The sequence below is a fragment of the Pseudomonas sp. genome (assembly GCF_049590575.1).
In the GTDB taxonomy this organism is placed as follows: domain Bacteria; phylum Pseudomonadota; class Gammaproteobacteria; order Pseudomonadales; family Pseudomonadaceae; genus Aquipseudomonas.
Genome location: NZ_JBAWDE010000206.1, coordinates 1 through 6,631, shown reverse-complemented (window position 1 = coordinate 6,631; position 6,631 = coordinate 1). Strand labels below are relative to the sequence as shown.

Below are 6,631 nucleotides of genomic sequence, written 5' to 3'. Positions count from 1 at the left end.
GTGCATGAATTGGTCGCCGACCGTGCGCGGGAAAATCCGCAGGCGGTGGCGGTAAAATTCGATGCGCAAACCCTGACCTACGGCGAGCTGGACCGCCAGGCCAACCGCCTCGCGCATGCCTTGATCGCGCGTGGCGTCGGCCCGGAAGTGCGCGTGGCCATCGCCATGCCGCGCAGCGCGGAAATCATGGTGGCGTTCCTCGCCGTGATGAAAGCCGGTGGCGTCTACGTGCCGCTGGACATCGAGTACCCGCGTGATCGCCTGCTGTACATGATGCAAGACAGCCGCGCGCAACTGCTGCTGACCCACGGCAGCGCATTGGCGCAACTGCCGGTCCCCGAAGGCATGCAAACCCTGGCGATTGATCGCACCGAGGACTGGGCTGATTACGGCGACAGCACTCCGTCAGTCGAGCTGGATGGCGACAACCTGGCCTACGTGATCTACACCTCCGGCTCCACCGGCATGCCCAAGGGCGTGGCCGTGGCCCATGGGCCGTTGGTGGCGCACATCATCGCCACCGGCGAGCGTTACGAGACCTCTCCAAGTGATTGCGAATTGCACTTCATGTCGTTCGCCTTCGACGGCTCCCACGAAGGCTGGATGCACCCGCTGATCAACGGCGCGAGCGTATTGATCCGTGACGACAGCCTGTGGCTGCCGGAATACACCTACCAGCAGATGCACCGCCACAATGTGACCATGGCGGTGTTCCCGCCGGTCTATCTGCAACAACTGGCCGAGCATGCCGAGCGCGACGGCAACCCGCCAAACGTGCGCGTGTACTGCTTTGGCGGTGATGCGGTGGCGCAGGCCAGCTACGACCTGGCCTGGCGCGCGCTCAAACCGACCTACCTGTTCAACGGCTACGGCCCGACCGAAACCGTGGTCACGCCGCTGCTGTGGAAGGCGCGAAAAGGCGACCCGTGCGGCGCCGTCTATGCGCCGATTGGCACGCTGCTGGGCAACCGCAGCGGCTACGTGCTGGACGCGCAACTCAACCTGCAACCGATCGGCGTGGCCGGCGAGTTGTACCTGGGCGGCGAGGGCGTGGCCCGGGGTTACCTGGAACGCCCGGCCCTGACCGCCGAACGCTTTGTGCCCGACCCGTTCGGCAAACCCGGCAGCCGCGTGTATCGCAGCGGCGACCTGACCCGTGGTCGCCCGGATGGCGTGGTGGACTACCTCGGCCGCGTCGACCATCAGGTGAAGATCCGCGGTTTCCGTATCGAGCTGGGTGAAATCGAAGCACGCCTGCGCGAGCAGGACAGCGTCGGTGAAACCGTGGTGGTGGCCCAGGAAGGGCCGACCGGCAAGCAACTGGTGGCGTACGTTGTACCGGCCGACGCTGGCGCGGCTGACGAAATCGGTTTGCGCGACACCCTGCGCCGCGCCCTGAAAGCCCGTCTACCGGACTACATGGTCCCGGCGCACTTCATATTCCTGGCGCAAATGCCGCTGACGCCCAACGGCAAGCTCGACCGCAAGGGCCTGCCGCAACCGGATGCGAGCCTGATGCAGCAGGTCTACGTGGCCCCTGAAACCGAGCTGGAGCAACAGATCGCCGCGATCTGGGCCGACGTGCTGCGCCTGCCGCAAGTGGGCCTGGACGACAATTTCTTTGAAGTGGGCGGCCACTCTTTGCTGGCGATCCAGATCACCTCCAGGGTCCAGGCCGAACTGGGCCTGGAAGTGCCGCTGGTAGAAGTATTCCAGACCGAAACGCTGCGCGCCTATGTACAGGCCGCCGCCACCTTCCGCGCGGGCACGGCGGAAGATTTTGATGACCTTCGTGACTTTTTGAGCGAACTAGAGGCGATTTGAACCATGCTTTCCAACCCTAATATTGATCTGGTCTCGCGCTTTCTTCGCCTGCCTCTGGAACAACGCCAGCAGTTTTACCAACGCCTGCAAAGCCGGGGCATGAGCTTCGCCCAATTACCGATCGTGGCGGCGCGCGAGGCCGGCCAGGGCCTGCCGCTGTCCTACGCCCAGGAGCGTCAGTGGTTTCTCTGGCAACTGGACCCAGACAGCGCCGCCTATCACATTCCGGGCGCACTGCGCCTCACCGGCCGCCTGGACAAAAGCGCGTTGCAGCGCAGCTTCGACAGCTTGCTGGCGCGCCATGAAAGCTTGCGCACGCGCCTGAACCTGGAGGGCGAACATCGCTCCCAGGTGGTGCTGGAGCAGGCACACATCGAACCGGTTGAAAGCTCGGTAGACGAAGCGCAGTTGCAGGCCCGCGTGCAGGCAGAAATTACCCGGCCGTTCGATTTGCAGAACGGCCCGTTGCTGCGCTTGAGTCTGTTGCGCCTGAGCGAAGAGGAGCATGTGCTGGTGTTGGTGCAACACCATATCGTCTCGGACGGCTGGTCAATGGGGATCATGGTGCAAGAGCTGATGCAGTTCTACGCTGCGTTCAGCCAAGGCCTTGAATGTGAGTTGGCGCCGTTGTCGATTCAATATGCGGACTACGCCTTGTGGCAGCGTCGCTGGATGGAAGCCGGGGAGAAAGCCCGCCAGCTCGGCTATTGGTGCGAGCAGTTGGGCGGCACGCAACCGGTGTTGGAGTTGCCTCTGGATCACCCGCGCCCAGCCCGGCAAAGTTACCGTGGCGCACGCCACGACGTCGCGCTGGAGCCGGCGCTGGTCGCCAGCCTCAAAGCCCTGGCACAACGCGAGGGCGTGACCCTGTTCATGCTCTTGCTGGCTTCGTTCCAGACCCTGTTGTATCGCTACAGCGGGCAATCCGATATCCGCGTGGGCGTGCCGAACGCCAACCGTAACCGCGCCGAGACGGAAGGCCTGATCGGCTTTTTCGTCAACACCCAGGTGCTCAAGGCTGATATCGACGGCCAGATGACCTTCAGGCAGTTGCTGTTGCAGGTCAAACAACGCTCGCTGGAGGCCCAGAGCCACCAGGATTTGCCGTTCGAGCAACTGGTTGAAGCGCTGCAACCCGAACGCAGCCTCAGCCACAACCCGCTGTTCCAAGTGATGTTCAATCACCAGGCCCAAGCGCGCACAGTGGCAAGCGCGCAACGCCTGCCGGGCCTGACGGTGCAGACACTGGCGAGCGAAGAGCAGAGCACGCAGTTCGACTTGAGCCTGGACACCGAAGAAACCGATCAAGGCCTGTGGGCCTCATGGACCTACGCCACCGACCTGTTCGACGCCGCCACCGTGGAACGCATCGCACTGCACTGGCAAACCTTGTTGCGCAGCGTGGCCGCCGGTGATGTGCAGCGGCGTATTGAGCAAATGGCGATGTTGGCCCCTGAAGAACAGCACCCGCTGCTGGTTGATTGGAACAACAGCGCTGCTGCGTTTGAAAGCGCGGCGGGCGTGCATGGGCTTTTCGAAGCCCAGGCCCGGCAACGGCCGGACGCCGTCGCGCTGCGGCTTGACGAGCAGTCCCTGACCTATGCCGAATTGAATCACCACGCCAACCGCCTGGCCCATTATCTGATCGGCCAAGGCGTAGGGCCTGAAGTGATGGTGGGCGTTGCGGTAGAACGCTCGTTCGCCATGGTCGTCAGCCTGTTGGCGATCCTCAAGGCCGGTGGCGCGTATGTGCCACTCGACCCGCAATACCCGCGCGAGCGGCTGCTGCACATGCTGGAAGACAGCAATGTGCGTCTGGTGCTGTGCCAGTCCTCTCAAGCGTTGGCGTTGTCGGCCGACGTGGCGCGCTTGGACATTGACCGCGCGGAAGAGGCGTTGCAGCGTTGTGCGCAGGATGATCCTCACGTCGCCGTGGACCCGCTCAACCTCGCGTATGTGATCTACACCTCCGGCTCCACCGGCAAACCCAAGGGCGTGGCGATCAATCATGCGGCGCTGACCGAGTTTTCCAGCATCGCCGCGACTTACTCGGGTTTGACGCCTGATGATCGCGTGCTGCAATTCGCGACCCTTAACTTCGACGGTTTCGTCGAGCAGCTGTACCCGGCACTCACCCACGGCGCCTGCGTGGTCTTGCGCGGGGCCGAGTTGTGGGACAGTGGCCGGCTGTACGCCGAAATCATCCGCCAGGGCATTACCCTGGCCGACTTGCCGACGGCTTATTGGAACCTGTTCCTGCTCGATTGCCTGGCAGCAGGCCCACGCTCATATGGCGCGCTGCGCCAGGTGCACATCGGTGGCGAAGCGATGCCCCTCGATGGCCCGGCGCAATGGTTGAACGCCGGCCTGGGTCATGTGCGGTTGCTCAACACCTACGGCCCGACCGAGGCCACCGTGGTCTCCAGCGTACTGGACTGTACGGCGGGCGATGACGTCATTGGCGCCACTGCCAGCCCGATTGGCCGCTCGCTGGCGGGCCGTGCGCTGTATGTGCTGGATCGCGACCTGAACCTGGCGCCATTGGGTGCGGTGGGCGAGTTGTATATCGGCAGTCAGCGCGGGCTGGCCCGGGCCTATCTGAAGCGGCCTTTGCTGAGCGCCGAACGCTTTGTGCCGGACCCATTTGGCGCTAACGGCGAACGCCTGTACCGCACCGGTGACCTTGCGCGGTACCGCGCGGACGGTGTCATCGAATACGTTGGCCGGGTGGACCACCAGGTCAAAATCCGCGGTTTCCGCATCGAGCTGGGAGAAATCGAAGCGCTGCTGCTGGCCCAGCACGGCGTGCGCGAAGCCCTGGTAGTGGCTGCCGATAACCAGCTGGTCGCCTACCTGGTGGCCGACGGGCAAGATGCCGATGCGCTGAGAAGCGTGCTGCGCGAGCAATTACCGGACTACATGGTGCCGGCGCACTTGATCTTCCTGGAGCGCATGCCGCTCAACCCGAATGGCAAGCTGGACCGCCAGGCCTTGCCGAAACCCGACGCCAGCCTGTCGCAACAGGTTTGGGTCGCGCCGGTGACTGAGCTTGAGCAGCAGGTGGCGGCCGTGTGGGCCGAAGTCCTCGGCACCGAACGGGTGGGTTTGACCGACCATTTCTTTGAGATGGGCGGGCACTCGTTGCTGGCGATGCGGGTGATCTCCCAATTGCGCAATCTGCTTGGCCGCGAGGTCCCCCTGCGCAGCCTGTTCGAGCAGCCGCGCCTGCAAGGCTTCGTCGCCAGTGTCGTGGTTGATGGGGCGCAGGCGGTATCGTCGGCACCGACGATACACCTGGCCAATCGGGATCAGCCATTGCGGTTGTCGTACGCGCAGGAACGCCAATGGTTCCTGTGGCAACTGGACCCGGACAGCGCCGCTTACCATATCCCCAGCGCCTTGCGCCTGCGTGGCCGACTTGATGTCGCTGCGTTGCAGCGCAGTTTCGATACCCTGGTGGCGCGTCATGAAAGCTTGCGCACGCATGTGCAGCAGCAGGACGACGGCGCGGTACAAGTCATCCAGGCGCCGGCGCCGCTGCTGATCGGTTTTGCCGAGGTGGATGAGGCGAATGTGCAAGGTCGGGTCGAAGCCGAAATTGCCCGCCTGTTCAATCTCCAGGAAGGCCCGCTGCTACGTGTCACCGTGCTGCGCCTGGCTGAGGATGAGCATGTACTGGTGCTGGTGCAGCACCACATCGTGTCCGATGGCTGGTCGATGCAGGTGATGGTTGACGAGCTGGTTCAGCTCTACGCTGCCTACAGCCAGGGCCGGGAAGCGCAACTGCCGAGCATGCCGATCCAGTATGTCGACTATGCCCTGTGGCAACGCGACTGGATGGAAGCCGGGGAAAAGCAGCGGCAGTTGAGCTATTGGCGCGACCTGTTGGGCGGCGAGCAGCCGGTGCTGGAGCTGCCGTTCGATCACCAGCGTCCGGCCCACCAGAGCCATCGTGGTGCGCGTCTGGAGCTGCAGTTGCCGGCCACGCTGACGGCCGGCCTCAAGGCCCTGGCCCACGCCCAGGACGTGACGATGTTCATGCTGCTGCTGGCGTCCTTCCAGGCCCTGTTGCACCGATACAGCGGCCAGCAGGACATCCGCGTCGGCGTGCCGATTGCCAACCGCAACCGGGTCGAGACCGAGCGCCTGATCGGCTTTTTCGTCAACACCCAGGTGCTCAAGGCCGATATTGATGGTCACATTACGTTCAGCGAGCTGTTGGCTCAGGTCAAGCAGCGTGCGCTGGAAGCCCAGGCCCATCAGGACCTGCCGTTCGAGCAACTGGTGGAGGCGCTGCAGCCGGAACGCAGCCTGAGCCTCAACCCGCTGTTCCAGGTGATGTTCAACTTCCAGGCCGACGGGCCCGTTGCCGATGTGCCGAAGCTGGCGCAACTGAGTATCGAAAACCTGAGCTGGAAAACCCGCACCGCTCACTTTGACCTTGATCTGGACGCGCATGACAGCCGTGACGGGCTGTGGGCCTCGCTGGGCTACAGCACCGACCTGTTTGAAGCCGCCACCATCGAGCGCATGGCTCGCCATTGGCAGAACCTGTTGCAGGCGTTGGTCGACGACCAGCAGCAGAGCATCGGCCAACTGAACCTGTTGGACGACGAAGAACAGCAGCACATTCTGCACCTCTGGAACCGCACGGACTCAGGCTTCTCCAGCCAGCGGCTGGTGCATGAATTGGTCGCCGACCGTGCGCGGGAAAATCCGCAGGCGGTGGCGGTAAAATTCGATGCGCAAACCCTGACCTACGGCGAGCTGGACCGCCAGGCCAACCGCCTCGCGCATGCCTTGATCG

Annotated in this window: 2 protein-coding genes; both read left to right on the top strand. The window is 63.7% G+C overall.

The window, feature by feature from the left end; all coding sequences use genetic code 11:
- The coding region (locus WBR57_RS13760; RefSeq protein WP_424084282.1) for an amino acid adenylation domain-containing protein at positions 1–1,824 on the top strand (1,824 nt) is incomplete at its 5' end.
- Positions 1,825–1,827: 3 nt separating this feature from the next.
- A partial coding sequence (locus WBR57_RS13755; RefSeq protein ID WP_424084281.1) for an amino acid adenylation domain-containing protein occupies positions 1,828–6,631 on the top strand: 4,804 nt, incomplete at its 3' end.